Raw genomic sequence first — 16044 nt, forward strand, 5'->3', positions numbered from 1 at the left:
GCAAAGGTTAAACCATGCCCGCGCCCACGCCCTCACCGCCCCGCGTCAATCCACTTTTGCCAGCACGCCCGAGCCGGTTCCGTACCCAGCCGCCGCCACCGGCTGGCCGCCACGCGCAATGCGCACCGCGCAGTACTTGAACTCCGGGATCTTGCCCATCGGGTCGAGCGCGGCATTGGTCATCAGGTTGGCGGCCGCCTCGTAGTAGGCAAAGGGCACGAACACCGCGCCGTTCGGCGTGCCGTCGTCGCGCCGCACGTGGATGGCCACCTCGCCGCGCCGCGACTGCACGGTAATCACGTCACCGGCCTGGAGCCCCAGCTTCAGCAGGTCGGCCTGGTTCATCGAGGCGGTCGCCATGGGCTCCAGTGCGTCGAGCACGGTGGCGCGGCGCGTCATGCTGCCGGTGTGCCAGTGCTCGAGCTGGCGCCCGGTGATGAGCACGAACGGATATTCGGCATCGGGCCGCTCGTTGGCCGGGATGATGTCGGCCGGCACCAGCTTCACACGGCCGTCGGCGGTCGGGAAGTCGTCGATGAACACGGTCGGCTGGCCCGGGTCTTCCTCGCTCAGGCAAGGGTAGGTCACGCTCGAATCGCGCTGCAGCCGCTCCCAGCTGATGCCGCTGATCACCGCATGCATGGCCTGGCGCATTTCCTCGTAGACCGCCGCCACGCCGGACTCTTCGCCCTCGTAGTTCCACTGCAGGCCCATGCCCTTGGCGATCTGCTGGATGATCCAGAGATCGGGCCGTGCGTCGCCCGGCGGGTTGAGCGCGCGCTTGCCCAGCTGCACCATGCGGTCGGTGTTGCTCACCGTGCCGGTCTTCTCGGGCCAGGCGCTTGCGGGCAGCACCACGTCGGCGAGCCACGCGGTCTCGGTCATGAAGATGTCCTGCACCACCAGGTGCTCCAGGCTCGCGAGCGCATGGCGTGCATGGTTCAGGTCGGGGTCGCTCATGGCGGGGTTCTCGCCCATGATGTACATGCCGCGCACCTTGTGCGGATCGGTGTCGGGCGCGAGCGCCTTGTGCATGATCTCGACCACGGTGTAGCCCGGCGTTGCGTCCAGCGGCGTGCCCCAGAAGTTCTCGAACCACGCATGCACCGCCGGGTTGTCGACGCGCTGGTAGTTGGGGAACATCATCGGGATCAGGCCCGCGTCGCTCGCGCCCTGCACATTGTTCTGGCCGCGCAGCGGATGCAGGCCCGAGCCCGGCTTGCCGATTTGCCCGGTAACGGTCGCCAGCGCGATGAGGCAGCGCGCGTTGTCGGTGCCGTGCACGTGCTGGCTCACGCCCATGCCCCAGAGAATCATCGAGCCCTTGGCGGTGGCAAAGGCGCGCGCCACTTCGCGCAGCGTTTCGGCCGGCACGCCGCAGATCGGTGCCATCGCCTCGGGGCTGTAGCCCTTCACGTTCTCGCGCAGTGCCTCGTAGTTGCTCGCGCGCGTGCGCACGAACTCCTGGTCGACCAGGCCCTCGTCGATCACGGCATGGATCAGCGCGTTGAGCATGGCCACGTCGGTGTCGGCCTTGAACTGCAGCGTGCGCCAGGCGTGGCGGCTGATGTCGGTGCGGCGCGGGTCGGCCAGCACGATCTTCGCGCCGCGCTGCGCGGCGTTCTTCATCCAGGTGGCAGCGACCGGGTGGTTGGCCGTGGGGTTGGAGCCGATGACGAAGATCAGCCCCGCATGCTCCACGTCGTTGACCTGGTTGCTCACCGCACCCGAGCCCACGCCTTCGAGCAGCGCGGCCACGCTCGATGCGTGGCACAGGCGCGTGCAGTGGTCGATGTTGTTGCTACCGAAACCCGTGCGTACCAGCTTCTGGAACAGGTAGGCCTCTTCGTTGCTGCCCTTGGCCGAGCCAAAGCCCGCGAGCGACTTGGCGCCGTAGGTGTCGCGCAGGCCCGAGAGCTTGCCGGTGGTGAGCGCGAGCGCTTCTTCCCAGGTGGCCTCGCGGAAATACTCGCTCCAGTCGTCCGGACGCGGCGTATCGCCGAAGTCCTTCGGCGCGCCGGCCTTGCGGATCAGCGGCTTGGTCAGGCGCTGCGGGTGGTGCGCGTAGTCGAAGCCGAAGCGGCCCTTCACGCACAGGCGGTTGTGGTTGGCCGGGCCGTCGCGGCCATCGACGCTGACGATCTTCTCGTCCTTCACGTTGTAGGTCACCAGGCAGCCCACGCCGCAGAACGGGCACACCGAGTCGACCTTGCGATCGACCTCCTGCGAGCCGATGTGGCTCTTGGGCATGAGCGCGCCCGTGGGGCAGGCCTGCACGCATTCACCGCAGGCGACGCAGGTGCTGTCGCCCATCGGGTCGTCCAGGTCGAACACGATCTTGCTGTCCGCGCCGCGCAGGGCATAGCCGATGACGTCGTTGACCTGCTCTTCGCGGCAGGCCCGCACGCAGCGGTTGCACTGGATGCAGGCGTCGAGGTTGACGGCCATGGCCGGGTGCGAGATGTCGGTCTTGGGCTGTTCGCGGCGCAGGGCCTTGAGTTCGGGCCGCACCGCGATGTCGAGCTTTTTTGCCCAGGCGCTGAGCTCGCCGTGCTGCTGGGTGGCGTCGTCGCCGATCCACTTGTAGCCCTGGTCGGGCATGTCGGACAGCAGCATCTCCACCACCATCTTCTGGCTCTTGAGGGCGCGCTCGCTGGTGGCCTTCACTTCCATGCCGGCCGTCACGTTGCGGCAGCAGCTGGGCGCCAGCGTGCGCTCGCCCTTCACCTCGACCACGCAGGCGCGGCAATTGCCGTCGGGGCGGTAGCCGTCCTTGAAGCACAGGTGGGGAATCTCCACGCCGTGGCGCTCGGCCGCCTTGTAGATGGTCTCGCCGTCGAAGGCCTGGATGGGCTGGCCGTCGAGCGTGAATTCGATGGTTTGCGGCATGAGCTCCGCGAGCTTGGACGGGGCGTTCATGCCACCTCCTCCGGAAAATATTGCTGGATGCAGCGAATCGGGTTGGGGGCCGCCTGTCCGAGTCCGCAGATGGAAGCGTCGCCCATCACCTGAGCAAGGTCTTCGAGCGTGGTGTTGTCCCACGTGGGGGCCTGCATCAGCGCCGCGGCCTTGGCGGTGCCGACACGGCATGGCGTGCACTGGCCGCAGCTTTCATGCTCGAAAAAGCGCATCACATTCAGTGCTGCATCGCGTGCGCGGTCGTGCTGGCTCAACACCATCACGGCGGCCGATCCGATGAAGCAGCCATAGGGCTGCAGCGTGTCGAAGTCGAGCGGAATGTCGTTCATTCGCGCCGGCAGAATGCCGCCCGACGCGCCGCCGGGCAGGTAGGCATACAGCGAGTGGCCGTCGAGCATGCCGCCGCAGTATTCGTCAATGAGCTCCTGCACGGTGATGCCCGCGGGGGCGAGCTTGACGCCCGGGTGCTTCACCCGGCCGCTCACGCTGAAGCTGCGCAGCCCCTTGCGGCCGTTGCGACCGAAGCCGCTGAACCAGGCCGCGCCTTTTTCGACGATGTCGCGCACCCAGTAGAGGGTTTCGAAGTTGTGCTCCAGCGTCGGGCGGCCGAAGAGGCCCACCTGCGCGATGTACGGCGGGCGCATGCGCGGTTCGCCGCGCTTGCCCTCGATGCTTTCGATCATGGCCGACTCTTCACCGCAGATGTAGGCACCCGCGCCGCGCCGAAGCTCGATGCGCGGCAGCGCGCACGGCGGATCGGCCTGGAGCCGGGCCAGCTCTCGCTCCAGCAGCGCGCGGCAGTCGTGGTATTCGTCGCGCAGGTAGATGTAGCACTGCTCGATGCCGACGATCTGCGCTGCCACCACCAGGCCTTCGAGAAAGCGGTGCGGATCGCGCTCGAGGTACGTGCGGTCCTTGAAGGTGCCGGGCTCGCCTTCGTCGATGTTCACGGCCATGAGCCGGGGCGCGGGCTGGTCGCGCACGATGCGCCACTTGCGCCCGGCCGGAAAGCCCGCGCCGCCCAGGCCGCGCAGGCCCGAGTCTTCCATCGTCTTGATGATGGCCTCGGCGTCTTCCTCGCCGTTGACCAGCGCTGAAGCGAGGGCATAGCCGCCGTTCGCGCGGTAGGTGGCGTAGTCGGTGAACGCCGGCATGCGCTCGATGGCGCCGGGCAGCGGCGAGACGCTTTTCAGCGCGAACTCGGCCGCGTCGAAATACGCGACCGTGGCTTCATCGGGGTCGGACTTCAGGGCCTGCAGCACCTTGGCAGTCGTCGCGAGCGGCACGGCCTGCCGGTCGACGACCACCGCGGGTGCCTGCTCACAGCGGCCGACGCAGGGCGCCGCAATCACGCGCACATCGTCGCCGTCGACACCCAGCAGTTCGGGCAGCCGCGCCAGCAGATCCTTGGCACCGGCCAGTTCGCAGGCCAGGCCGTCGCACACGCGCACGGTAAGGCCGGGCGCTTCGTCGCCGCCGCGCACCACCTCGAAGTGGTGATAGAAGGTCGCGACCTCGTACACCTCGGCCATCGGAATGTTCATTTCCTTCGCCAACGCCACCAGGTGGCGGTCGTGCAGGCAGCGGAAAGCGTCGTTCAGCTTGTGCAGGTGCTCGATGAGCAGGTCGCGCCGGTGGCCCTCTGCGGGGGCGCGCCGATGAGCGTGCGCACTTCGAGCAGCGCCGCCTCCTCGGGTTGCCGGCCCTTGAGCTTGCTCTTGCGGCGGATGCGCTCGCGCATTTCGTCGGCAGTGGCGAGCGGCACGATGGTGTGCGTCGGGGCCGCCTTGGTTGTCTCGCGGGTCGTGGCTGGGTGGTTGTTCACTGCCTGGGCCTTTTCTCGATGTCTCGGAACTGCCCCCAATGCTTGAGGGCTGACCGAGTGTGTGGGGCTGCCCTGGGCCCGTCAAATTCGATCGGCGCATCGATCGATTCAATAACTAAATGGCCAAGACAGGCCGGAACCGGCCGAAAACACAGGCCGGCGGAGCGGCTATTCGCCGAGGGCGCCGCTGTGCAGCCGCACCTGCTCCCGCCAGGCCGGCGTCTGCAGGAACACCAGGGCGGCGTCGAGCGCGCGCGAAGGGCGCACGCCGGTCTGGGTCATGAAGCCCAGCGGGGTCTTGACCTCGGGCCCCACCAGCGGCAGCGCCTCCAGCTCGCGGTAGCTGCGCACGGCCGCGACCATCGCCCCCGGCAGCACGCTGCTCACCGTGCCCGCCAGCACAGCCAAGGCCAGGGTAAGTACCGAGTTGGTCTCGATGGCCGGCGCCACCGCGGTGTCGGCTTCGCGCAACGCCTGGTCGATGATGGAGCGGTTGTGCATGTCGGGCGTGAGCAGGCAGAGCGGCAGCTTGCCGGCCTCGGCCCACGACATCGGCTGGCCGATGCGCAGCCGGTCGGCCGAGGGCCGCTCGGCGCGCCGCAAGAGGTAGTAGTGCTCCACGCTCTGCGGCCATGCCGTGAGCTTGATGCCCGGCAGGTGCATGCGTTCGGTGTAGCCGAGCGCCAGATCGACCGAAAGGCTTTCGAGCCCCGTTTCCAGGTCTTGCGAGCTCATCGACAGCACGGCCGGCACGATGCCCGGGTGCAGCTCGTGCAGCATGGCCGCAAAGCGCGACAGCATCGGAATGGCGGTGGGCACCGCCGCCATGCGCAGCCGCCCGCGCGGATGGCCCTCTTCGCTGCGCAGCTCCTGCTGCAACACCTCGTTGTCGCGCAGCATGCGCTGTGCCGTGGCCAGCACGCGCTCGCCTTCGTGCGTGAGGCCCACGTACACGCGCGCCCGTTTGACGATGACCACGCCGAACTCGCTTTCGAGCGAGCGCAGCGCGTTCGACAAGGCCGGCTGCGTGATGTGGCAGGCCTGCGCCGCGCGCCCGAAATGCTTGTGCTCGCTCAGCGCGACCAGGTAGCGCATCGAAGCCAGCAGGTTCACTTCGCCTGCTCCGGCACGTGCTCACTGGGCCTGGGCGGGCGCACCATTCTTCAGGTGTTCTTGCTGATGGAAATGGTCGGAAACTTCGACGAGAAGTCCTTGGCCTTTTCGGCGATGCCCACGGCCACTTGCCGCGCGACGGCCTTGTAGATACCGGCCACTTCGCCGTCAGGGTCGGCCACCACGGTGGGCTTGCCGCTGTCGGCCTGCAGGCGGATGTTGATGTCCAGCGGCAGTGCGCCGAGGTACTCCATCTCGTACTGCGCGGCCATCTTCTTGCCGCCTTCGGAGCCGAAGATGTGTTCGACGTGGCCGCAGTTGGAGCAGATGTGCACCGCCATGTTCTCGACGATGCCCAGGATCGGCACGCCGACCTTCTCGAACATCTTGATGCCCTTCTTGGCGTCGAGCAGCGCGATGTCCTGCGGCGTGGTGACGATCACGGCGCCGGTCATCGGCACGCGCTGGCTCAGCGTGAGCTGGATGTCGCCGGTGCCGGGCGGCATGTCGACGATCAGGTAGTCGAGGTCTTTCCAGTTGGTCTGGCGCAGCAGCTGCTCCAGCGCCTGGGTGGCCATGGGGCCGCGCCAGATCATGGCCTCGTCCTGGTCGACCAGGAAACCGATCGACATGACCTGCACGCCGTGGTTTTCCAGCGGCTCCATGGTCTTGCCGTCTTCGCTCTCGGGCCGGCCCTCGATGCCCAGCATCATCGGCTGGCTCGGGCCGTAGATGTCAGCATCTAGCAACCCGACAGCCGCGCCTTCGGCCGCCAGCGCCAGCGCCAGGTTGGCGGCGGTGGTGCTCTTGCCCACGCCGCCCTTGCCGGACGCCACCGCGATGATGTTCTTCACGTTGGGCATCAGCTGCACGCCGCGCTGCACCGCATGGCTGATGACCTTGGTGACGATGTTGACGGAGACGTTGCTCACGCCCGGCACCGTCTTGGCGGCCGCGACAAGCGCCTTGCGCATGGCCGCGTGCTGGCTCTTGGCCGGATAGCCGAGCTCCAGGTCGAACGACACGTCGCCGTCTGATATCTGCAGGTTCTTGAGCGACCGCGTCGCCACGAAATCCTTGCCGGTGTTAGGGTCCGAGACGGCCTTGAGCGCGTCCATGAGCCCTTCTGGGGTGAGTGCCATTGATCTAACTCCTGAATGGCGGGTAGTCTAGTGGGTCGCCCGCGCCCTTCGCGCACTTTGTGTTGCTTCGCCTTCCTCTACTTGGGGGCAACAACCGGCGGCCCGGCAAGGCAGGATTCCCCCACCCCGGAGCGCGAGCCCCTTTTTTCAACAGAAAACAGCAACAAGAAGATGCCCGAGACACCTCTCGCCACCGGTCTTCTGCTCACCGGCGGCGGCGCCCGGGCTGCCTACCAGGTCGGCGTACTCGAAGCCATTTCCGAAATCCGGCGTACAGCCGGTTTCTCGGGCCAGCCCAATCCCTTTCCCGTGATCACCGGCACCTCGGCCGGCGCCATCAACGCCGCCGCGCTGGCCTGCGGCGCCGACGATTTCGACGGCGCGGTCGCGAACATTGCGCAGGTCTGGAGCGACTTCCGCGCCGGGCAGGTCTACCGCGCGGATTCGCTCTCGGTCCTCGGCAGCGGCACGCGCTGGCGCATGCTGCTCGGGCTCGGGCGCTTTGCCGCCAACTGGATGCGCATCAAGCCGCGTTCGCTGCTCGACAACGCGCCGCTGGCCGACCTGCTGGCGCGCATGGTGCCGCTCGAACGCCTGCCGCAGCTCATGCGGGAAGGCCACCTGCAGGCGCTGGCCGTGACCGCGTCGAGCTACAGCTCGGGCGAGCACGTCACCTTCTTCGAGGCCGCGGTGCCGATGGAACCGTGGGTGCGCTCGCAGCGGCTTTCCGTGCGCAACCGCATCAGCCATGCGCATCTGCTGGCCTCGTCGGCCATTCCGTTCGTGTTCCCGGCTACCGCGCTGCCGATGCAGGGACACACCGAGTATTTCGGCGACGGCTCGATGCGGCAATCGGCGCCCATTGCGGCGGCGATTCACCTGGGCGCCAAGCGCATCCTGGTGATTGGCGCCGGCCGCATGCACGAGCCGCGCGACACCGACGCGCCCAACACCTACAGCGGCTACCCCACCATGGCGCAGATCGCGGGCCATGCGCTGTCGAGCATCTTTCTGGATGCGCTGGCCGTGGACATCGAGCGGCTGCGGCGCATCAACCACACGCTCGGTCTCATTCCCGAAGAAGCCCGCAAGTCCAGCTCGCTGCGCCCGCTCGACCTGCTGGTGATTTCTCCGTCGGAGCGGCTCGACGTGATTGCGGCTCGCCATGTCGATGCGCTGCCCGGCGCGGTGCGCCACCTGCTCGGTGGCTCCAAGGTTGCGGCCGACGTGAAGGGCGGCGCGCTTGCGAGCTACCTGCTGTTCGAATCGGGCTACACGCGCGAGCTGATGGCGCTCGGGCGGGCCGACGCGATGCGGCAGAAGGATGAAGTGCTGCGATTCTTCGGGTGGGACGCCGCCGCCTGAGGCAGATCAGCGCGCGCCGCCGCCGTTTGCGGACAGGCCCGCCAGGAGCAGATCCAGGCTCGCATGGAACTCGCTGTCGGCCGTGCTGCTGGCGGCCGCGTTCGCAATGTCGATCAGGTGCGCGAAACGCTCTTTCGGCAAGGCCCTGAAACGCGCGATGGTGAGCTCCGCCGATTCCGTGGCCTGCAGCGCCAGCGGCCCGGCCAGCTCGGCTTGCGCAAGCCCCGTGATCAGCGCCGACACCGCGCGGAATGCGACAAGCAGCCCCTCCCCCGAGCGCCCGCTGCGGGCCAGCGCGCGCAGCATCGCCTCGGTCACCTCGAACACCGCCGGCGACCGGCTTCGGCGCGTGAGGATCAGCGGAATGGCATGCGGATGCGCCCGCACAGCCTGCCACAACGCCGTGGCAATCGCCCGGACCTCGTCCTGCCATTGCGCATAGTCGACAAGCGGCCAGCGCGCCTCGCCGATCACCGCCTCCACCACCAGCAGATCGATGTCCTCGCGCTGCTTCACATAGTTGTAGAGCGTCATGGCGCCCGTGCCGAGTTCGGCGGCAAGCGCGCGCATGGAAAGCCCTGCGAGCCCTTCCCTGTCGACAAGGGCCAGTGCGGCGGCCTGGAGCTGCGAATGTGTGAATTTGGCGGGTCGTCCCATGGAGGCGGATGTTGACGCAGTTTGAAAGAGGCGAGTATATTTGAATACGTACATCGTACGTTTAAGGAAATTCAAATGAAACTCGCGCCCGGGGATGTGCCCCCGCCATTGCCGCAAGCACCATCCATGGCAAGCCGGTCGAAATTCCGGACCCGACGTCGCGCTACGTGCACCTGCAGTTCCGCCGGTTCGCGGGCTGCCCCGTGTGCAACTTCCATCTGCTCACCATGGGCAGGCGCCAGGCGGAAATTGCCGACGCTGGAATTCGCCAGGTCGTCTTCTTTCATTCGTCGCGCGAAGAAATGCTCAAGTACCAGGCGCAGCTGCCGTTCGACTGCGTTGCCGATGCAAGCAAGAAGCACTTCAAGGCGTTCGGGGTCGAAACGTCCGTGCGGGCGCTGCTGAACCCTCGCGTCTTCTGGAGCGGGCTGCGGTGGGTCCTCGCGGCCAGGCGCTTCTACACAAAGGCCGAGAACGGCATCTTCGGCCTGCCTGCGGACTTTCTGGTGGATGCGGAAGGCCGCGTCGTGGCCTGCAAGTACGGCGCGCATGCGGACGACCATTGGGAGGTCGACGAATTGCTGCAGCTGGCCAGCAAGGAGCAGCAGCCTGCTCGGGCGGCGCCGGTCATGGCGCCTGCATTGCCCGTCTAGCCGCCCACCGCCCGCACGATCGCTTCTTCTACAGGGCAGCGCGCCTGCGGCGGCGCATCGAGATTGAACGGTTGCGCGGGCAGCAGCGGCGGCTGGGCCATGAAACGCGGCCGCGTGCCGCGATGCGGCTGGGCCGAATGCACCAGGAACGGATGGCACAGGTACACGGTGCCCGCCGCCCCCGTCGCCAGCACCTCGGGCCGCGAGGCGGACTCGGCAAAGCCGTTGCGCGCCAGTTCACCGAGCGACAGGCCATCTTCGCCCGCCGGCGCCAGCACGCGGGCGATGTCGGCATGCGAACCGGCTCGAATGCGCGTGGGCGCGTCGTCCTCGCCCACATCCGAAAACAGGAAGAGCATCAGCAGCGCCCGCCCCTTGGAGCGAAGGTTCGCGCGCCATGACATGAAGTCCGGGTTCTCCAACCCGAAGCTCACGTCGATGTGCCAGCCGGCGTCGCCTGGATCTTCGGCAGAGGGAAAGCGCACGGGAAAGGTGCCCATGCTGCGGCACGGCTGCCACCGGCCGGGGCCGACGAGCAGGTTGAAGGCCTCGTGCAGGAGCGGTGTATTGGCGGCCTCGACGAAAGGCCGCTGCGGGTACATGCCGAGCCTGACAACAGGCTTGGTCCAGGTCGAAGGATCGTCCGGATTGCATCCGGTATCCCGCCAGAGAATCGTACGGGCCTCTTCTGCGAGTTCACGGGAGAAGGCGTTATCGATGCGCAGGAATCCGTCGCGGATGAAGGCTACGGAGCGCGGGTCGTCCGTCGAATGAGTTGGATGCCCTGGCACTTGAGTCAATTGAGTCCGAAGAGAACGATGATGCCCGTGACGAACCAGTTCGCGGTCGTCGCACGGGCCGCACTTTCCTTCGAGATCGGCACCAGCTTTGCACGCTTCCATGCCCACAGGTTGCAAGCAATGGCGAGCACCAGTCCACTGAAGAAGAACAGGGAAGAATGCAGGCCGAGCGCCCCGATCAGCGACACCACGAGAATCACGACGCCCGCGGCCCAAATGCCGCTCGAAGTGCTTGCCAGCACATGGCTGAAAGCGCCGCAGGCTTCGCAAGTGGCGGGCCGCCGCGGCTCGACCAGCGCTTGGCCAACTCGCCGACTCCCCGCTCGCGGCAACTCGGGCATGTATGTTTCATGTGCTGCGCAAGATACCGCAGTTCAGGTGCAACGCACAACCGGCTGCTGCTGGCGGCGCACCCGCTACCCCGCCTTGGAGATCCCGAGTTCGGAACACACCCGCCCCACCAGTGCCTTCAGCGACGCAAGCTCGGCTTCGAGCCGCGCCACGTTGGCCTTGAGCGCTGCGAGCTCGCCGAGCGACGCATCGTGCGGCGCGTAGGCACCATCGGCCGAAGCGCCGCCAGGTCCGGCGACCTCTTCCGCCGGCGCACCGCTCAGCAGATGCGCCCAGCGGCTTTCGCGCGCCCCGGGCAGGCGCGCGAGCTTGACGACCAGCGCGCCGGTTGGCCGTTCAGCGAGTTCGTCGAGAAAGCCCTCGACCGACGAGATGTCGGCGAAGTTGTGCATGCGGTCGCAGGCAATGCGCAGCTCGCCGGCCGTTTGCGGGCCGCGCAGCATCAGCACGGTGAGCAAGATGACCGACTGCGAGGGAATGCGCAGCACGCGGTCGATGTTGTGCTCGTAGCGAAAGGCGCGGCCGCCGCTGGTTTCCGCCACCAGGCTGTAGCCCTTCAGGCTGTCGATGGCGGCCTGCACCTGTGCCTCGCTCAGGTCGAGCACGGGGTTGCGGCTGGTCTTCTGGTTGCAGCCCGATACCAGCGAATTGAGCGTGAGCGGATAGCTGTCGGGCACGGTGCGCTGCTTTTCGGCCAGCACGCCGAGCACGCGGGTTTCGACAAGCGAAAGAATGGGTAAGGCCTGGGTCATGACTCGGAAATTCTGAATGAAAACATTGGCGGCAAAGGCCGGCTCACGGTGCGGTCACGCCGAGTATCGGACCCAGCTCCCTTGTGAGATCGCTGCGCCGCAAGGCAAGCGAGTACAGCGCCGAAACGGTGCCGTCGAGGTAGAGCGCATCGCGGCAATGCAGCACGTCGCGAAAGTAGAGGGCGAACTCGTAGAAGTTCACCGGCTGCTCGCTGATCACGAAAATTGCCGTGTGGCCCGATACGCCCACGCCGTTGCGGATCTTGCGCGAGTCCGAATGTGGAATGAAGGCCGGATGCACCACGCCATGGCGCAGCAGCAGGGGGCCCGATTGGGTCGCCAGCCGAACACCGCTCTTCGAAAGCGCCGGATATTCCGACGATTCGACCACGCGCGGCCCGGCATCGGACACCAGGAAAACGCCGTTCGGCTTGAGAAAGAAGTTGCCCGCGCCCCCCGACAGGTTGAGCGGCGAAATCTCGCGTCCCTCCTGCACCAGCAGGCCGACCGGCGAAAAGTCGGCGTGGTACATGCCGGCATTCATCGCGAACAGCAGTTGCCGGTTGCGCCCCGCTAGCCAGGCTTCGAGGCGCTCGAGACTCTTGAACTCGACGCCCGTGTCGTCTCGCAGGAACAGCTCGAGCCGTTCCGTGCGCAGGTCGACCCTGACGACGGTGTAGCGCGGCGGATCTTCCACGGCGGCTGCCGCGCTGGCCATGCCGGCGGCGCTGGCCACGCCGGCCGCGCAGAGCGCCAGCAGGAGCAGCAGCTTTCTCATGAAGTAATGGAAAGCCGCCTCCGCCTCAGCCGTTCTGGATGCGGCTGACCAGCGCCTTGGTGAACCCCGCCGTGTTGGCGGTGCCGCCGAGGTCGCCGGTGCGCACCTTGTCGATGTTGAGCGTGTCGTCGATTGCCTTGCGCAGGCGCGTGGCCAGGTCGGGCAGCTTGACGTGCTCGAGCATCAGCGCGGCGGCCAGCAGCAGCGCGGTCGGATTGGCAATGCCCTTGCCGGCGATGTCGGGGGCGGAGCCGTGCACGGCCTCGAAGATCGCGGCATCGGCGCCGATGTTGGCCCCCGGTGCCATGCCCAGGCCGCCGACCAGACCGGCCACCAGGTCGGAGAGGATGTCCCCGAACAGGTTGGTGGTCACCAGCATGTCGAACTGCCACGGGTTCAGCACCAGCTTCATGGCGCAGGCGTCGACGATGATCGAGTCGAGCTCGAACTTGCCCTTGTACTTTCTCTCGTACAGGTCGAGGCCCGTCTCCAGGAAGAGGCCGGTCAGCACCTTCATGATGTTGGCCTTGTGGACCAGCGTGACCTTCTTGCGGCCCGTGGCAATGGCAGTCTCGAACGCGTATTCGAGCAGGCGAAGGCAGCCCTGGCGCGTGTTGATGCCGGTGGCCATGCCCACGGCGTGCGGGTCTCCGTCGATGCGCACATAGTGCTCGTGGCCGATGTAGAGGCCTTCGAGGTTTTCGCGCACGACCATCAGGTCGATCTTGTCGAAGCGGCCGCCCGGAACGATGGTGCGGGCGGGGCGCAGGTTGGCGTACAGCTGGAATTCTTCGCGCAGGCGCACGTTCGACGAGCGGTAGCCGCCGCCCGACGGGGTTTCGAGCGGGCCCTTGAGCGCCAGGCGGGTGCGGCGGATGCTGTCCAGCGTGGCCTGGGGCAGCGGATCGCCCGAGGCCTTGACGCCGCCGAGGCCGGCAATCTGGCGGTCCCACTCGAACGGGGCCTTCAGCGCATCGAAAGCCGCCAGCGTGGCGTCGACGATTTCGGGGCCGATGCCATCGCCGGGGATCAGGGTTGCGGGAATGGGGCTGGTCATCGGAAAACTCGCTTTCTGTGTATCTATCTTGTATATCTCTTCGCCATATCAGGAGGGAGCGTTGGCGAAATGCGCGGCATGGAGCATACGTCGCGCCGGAGACACCCCGCCGGCTTTCGGGTCACTCGGGGTCCGGCAGCTCGTATTTGCGGCGCGGCGGCGAAGCCGTAATCCCGGCCAATCGGGCGGTGAGATCGGCGGCATTGGGCAGGGTGCGATGCAGCCACCTAAAATGCCCGGTTCCCGGAAGCGGCCGCCTCTGAAGCCAGTCAGCCACTCCCCGAAAGCGCCCTTCCCGATGTCCGCCCCGCGCAAGCTCTTCGTTACCACCGCCCTGCCGTATGCCAACGGCAAGTTCCATATCGGCCACATGATGGAATACATCCAGGCCGACATCTGGGTGCGGAACCAGCGAATGAATGGGGCCGAGGTCAACTTCGTCTGCGCCGACGACGCGCATGGCGCGGCCATCACCATTGCGGCCGACAAGGCCGGCGTGACGCCGCAGGCCTTCGTGGCCGAGATCGCGGCGGGCCGCAAGCCCTACCTCGACGGCTACTACATCTCGTTCGACAACTGGCACTCGACCGACGCGCCCGAGAACCACCAGCTCGCGCAGGACATCTACCGCGACCTGCGCGCCAACGGCCTCATCGAAACCAAGAGCGTCGAGCAGTTCTACGACCCGGCCAAGGGCATGTTCCTGGCCGACCGCTTTATCAAGGGCGAGTGCCCGAACTGCCACGCCAAGGACCAGTACGGCGACAACTGCGAGGTGTGCGGCGCCGTGTACGCCCCCACCGAGCTGATCAACCCCTACTCGGCCCTGTCGGGCGCCAAGCCGGAGCTGCGCAGTTCCGAGCACTTCTTCTTCAAGCTCTCGGACCCGCGCTGCGAGGCCTACCTGAAGGACTGGACCGCGGCCCCCGGCCATGTGCAGCCCGAGGTGCAGAACAAGATCCGCGAGTGGCTCTACAAGGACGACGAGGGCAAGGGCGGCCTCGGTGACTGGGACATCAGCCGCGATGCGCCCTACTTCGGCATCGAGATTCCCGATGCGCCGGGCAAGTACTTCTACGTGTGGCTCGACGCGCCCGTGGGCTACCTTGCCTCGCTGAAGAACCTGCTCGACAAGCGCTGCATCGAGCTCGGCGGCGACGGCATCTCGTACACCGAGTACATGGCGGACCCCGACCTGGAGCAGGTGCACTTCATCGGCAAGGACATCATCACCTTCCACACCCTCTTCTGGCCCGCGATGCTGCACTTCAGCGGCCGCAAGGCGCCTGATGCGGTGTACGTGCACGGCCACCTGACGGTGAGCGGCGAAAAGATGAGCAAGAGCCGCGGCACCGGCATCGACCCGCTCAAATACCTCTCGATCGGCCTCGACCCCGAATGGCTGCGCTACTACATCGCGGCCAAGCTCAACGGCCGCAACGAAGACATCGACTTCAACCCCGAAGACTTCGTGGCGCGCGTCAACAGCGACCTGGTCGGCAAGTACATCAACATTGCGAGCCGCGCGGCCGGCTTCATCGGCAAGCGCTTCGGCGGCAAGCTGGGCGAGATTTCGGCGGACGGCGACGCGCTGCTGTTTGCGCTGCGCGACGCGGCGCCGCAACTGCATTCGCTGTACGACGGCCGCGACTACGCCCGCGCGCTGCGCGAAGTGATGGCGCTGGCCGACAAGGTGAACGAGTACGTCGACCAGAACAAGCCCTGGGAACTGGCCAAGAAAGAAGGCCAGGAGGCGCGCCTGCACGACGTGTGCACGGTGTGCATCGAGGCTTTCCGCCTGCTCACGCTGTACCTGAAGCCGGTGCTGCCGGCGCTTGCCGTGAACGTCGAGGCCTTCCTCAAGATTGCGCCGCTGACCTGGGCCGATGCCGCGCAGGCGCTGCCGGTCGGTCATGCCATCGGCGAATACAAGCACCTGATGCAGCGTGCCGACGCGAAGATGGTCGACCAGCTGTTCGATGCGCCCGAGCCGGTAGCGGCAGCGGCAGCGGCAACGGCCATTGAAGCCACCACCGGTGCGCTGCCCGGCGGCGAGGCCATTGCGCCCACCATCACCATCGACGACTTCGCGAAGATCGACCTGCGCATTGCGAAGATCGTGGCCTGCGAGAAGGTCGAAGGCTCGACCAAGCTGCTGCGCCTGACGCTCGACGCGGGCGAGGAAAAAACGCGCAACGTGTTCAGCGGCATCGCCTCGGCCTACCAGCCCGAGCAGCTCGTGGGCAAGCTCACGGTGCTGGTTGCCAACCTGGCGCCGCGCAAGATGAAGTTCGGCATCAGCGAAGGCATGGTGCTGGCCGCCAGCCATGCCGACGAAAAAGCCAACCCCGGCATCCATGTGCTCGAACCCTGGCCCGGCGCCACGCCCGGCATGCGGGTTCGCTGATTTCGCGAGAGGACCGCACCATGCTGAAACGCACCATCCTTCTGTTGTCATTCGCGGCCATGCTGAGCGGCTGCGCGGTGGTGACCGTGGCAGGTACCGCCGTGAGCGTGGGTGCCGGCGCCGTGGGCCTGGCCGCCGATGCCGCCATTGGCACCGCGCGCATCACCGGCAAGGCCGTGGGCGCGGCGGCCGACGCGGTGATTCCCGACAGCGACTGAACCGCGC

The 16044-nt window shown here is 66.9% G+C and carries 13 protein-coding genes and 1 pseudogene; 4 read left to right on the plus strand and 10 right to left on the minus strand.

Annotated features, from left to right (window positions below; all coding sequences use genetic code 11):
• Positions 1–45: 45 nt before the first annotated feature.
• The 4 genes and pseudogenes from fdhF to apbC form a co-directional block, all read right to left on the minus strand.
• Positions 46–2919, minus strand: coding sequence for a formate dehydrogenase subunit alpha (gene fdhF / locus M0765_RS03225; RefSeq protein WP_258502005.1), 2874 nt, complete (start codon positions 2917–2919; stop codon positions 46–48).
• Positions 2916–4660: pseudogene (locus M0765_RS03230) on the minus strand (NAD(P)H-dependent oxidoreductase subunit E). The gene fdhF and the pseudogene M0765_RS03230 overlap by 4 nt, the downstream one beginning before the upstream one ends.
• Before the next feature lie 252 nt (positions 4661–4912).
• Positions 4913–5857, minus strand: coding sequence for a LysR substrate-binding domain-containing protein (locus M0765_RS03235; RefSeq protein ID WP_258502006.1), 945 nt, complete (start codon positions 5855–5857; stop codon positions 4913–4915).
• A 50-nt stretch (positions 5858–5907) separates the two neighbouring features.
• Positions 5908–6999: an iron-sulfur cluster carrier protein ApbC gene (apbC, locus tag M0765_RS03240; protein WP_258502008.1), complete on the minus strand. Its 1092-nt coding sequence runs from the start codon at positions 6997–6999 to the stop codon at positions 5908–5910.
• Positions 7000–7170: 171 nt separating this feature from the next.
• On the opposite strand from apbC, the gene M0765_RS03245 reads away from it, so the two are divergent.
• The gene (locus M0765_RS03245) at positions 7171–8364 is read left to right on the plus strand and encodes a patatin-like phospholipase family protein (RefSeq protein WP_258502009.1); all 1194 of its coding nucleotides are present in this window, start codon (positions 7171–7173) and stop codon (positions 8362–8364) included.
• Positions 8365–8370: 6 nt separating this feature from the next.
• On the opposite strand, the gene M0765_RS03250 is transcribed toward M0765_RS03245, so the two are convergent.
• Complete coding sequence (locus M0765_RS03250) at positions 8371–9021, minus strand: TetR/AcrR family transcriptional regulator (RefSeq protein WP_258502010.1); 651 nt, start codon at positions 9019–9021, stop codon at positions 8371–8373.
• Positions 9022–9128: 107 nt separating this feature from the next.
• Here M0765_RS03250 and M0765_RS03255 point away from each other — a divergent pair, with 107 nt between their 5' ends.
• Positions 9129–9674 (plus strand): AhpC/TSA family protein, encoded by a 546-nt coding sequence (locus M0765_RS03255; RefSeq protein WP_258508099.1) that lies wholly within the window; start codon positions 9129–9131, stop codon positions 9672–9674.
• Here the strand turns inward: M0765_RS03255 and M0765_RS03260 are convergent.
• From M0765_RS03260 to M0765_RS03280, 5 genes are all read right to left on the minus strand, one after another.
• Complete coding sequence (locus tag M0765_RS03260; RefSeq protein ID WP_258508100.1) at positions 9671–10465, minus strand: phytanoyl-CoA dioxygenase family protein; 795 nt, start codon at positions 10463–10465, stop codon at positions 9671–9673. The genes M0765_RS03255 and M0765_RS03260 overlap by 4 nt on opposite strands.
• A 5-nt stretch (positions 10466–10470) precedes the next feature.
• Positions 10471–10674: a hypothetical protein gene (locus tag M0765_RS03265; protein WP_258502012.1), complete on the minus strand. Its 204-nt coding sequence runs from the start codon at positions 10672–10674 to the stop codon at positions 10471–10473.
• Between the two features lie 216 nt (positions 10675–10890).
• Entirely contained in the window at positions 10891–11577 is a 687-nt protein-coding gene (locus M0765_RS03270) for a YceH family protein (protein ID WP_258502013.1), read from the minus strand.
• A gap of 43 nt (positions 11578–11620) precedes the next feature.
• The gene (locus tag M0765_RS03275; RefSeq protein ID WP_258502015.1) at positions 11621–12355 is read right to left on the minus strand and encodes a phosphodiester glycosidase family protein; all 735 of its coding nucleotides are present in this window, start codon (positions 12353–12355) and stop codon (positions 11621–11623) included.
• A gap of 25 nt (positions 12356–12380) precedes the next feature.
• A complete protein-coding gene (locus M0765_RS03280) occupies positions 12381–13412 on the minus strand; it encodes an isocitrate/isopropylmalate dehydrogenase family protein (RefSeq protein WP_258502016.1) in 1032 nt (343 codons plus the stop codon).
• Between the two features lie 298 nt (positions 13413–13710).
• On the opposite strand from M0765_RS03280, the gene metG reads away from it, so the two are divergent.
• Together metG and M0765_RS03290 are read left to right on the plus strand one after the other, a co-directional pair.
• Positions 13711–15819: a methionine--tRNA ligase gene (gene metG, locus M0765_RS03285; RefSeq protein ID WP_258502017.1), complete on the plus strand. Its 2109-nt coding sequence runs from the start codon at positions 13711–13713 to the stop codon at positions 15817–15819.
• A 20-nt stretch (positions 15820–15839) separates the two neighbouring features.
• The gene (locus M0765_RS03290) at positions 15840–16037 is read left to right on the plus strand and encodes a hypothetical protein (protein ID WP_258502019.1); all 198 of its coding nucleotides are present in this window, start codon (positions 15840–15842) and stop codon (positions 16035–16037) included.
• The last annotated feature ends 7 nt before the right edge of the window (positions 16038–16044 follow it).

Origin of the sequence: Variovorax sp. S12S4 (assembly GCF_023195515.1) — a bacterium.
Classification (GTDB): Bacteria; Pseudomonadota; Gammaproteobacteria; order Burkholderiales; family Burkholderiaceae_C; genus Variovorax.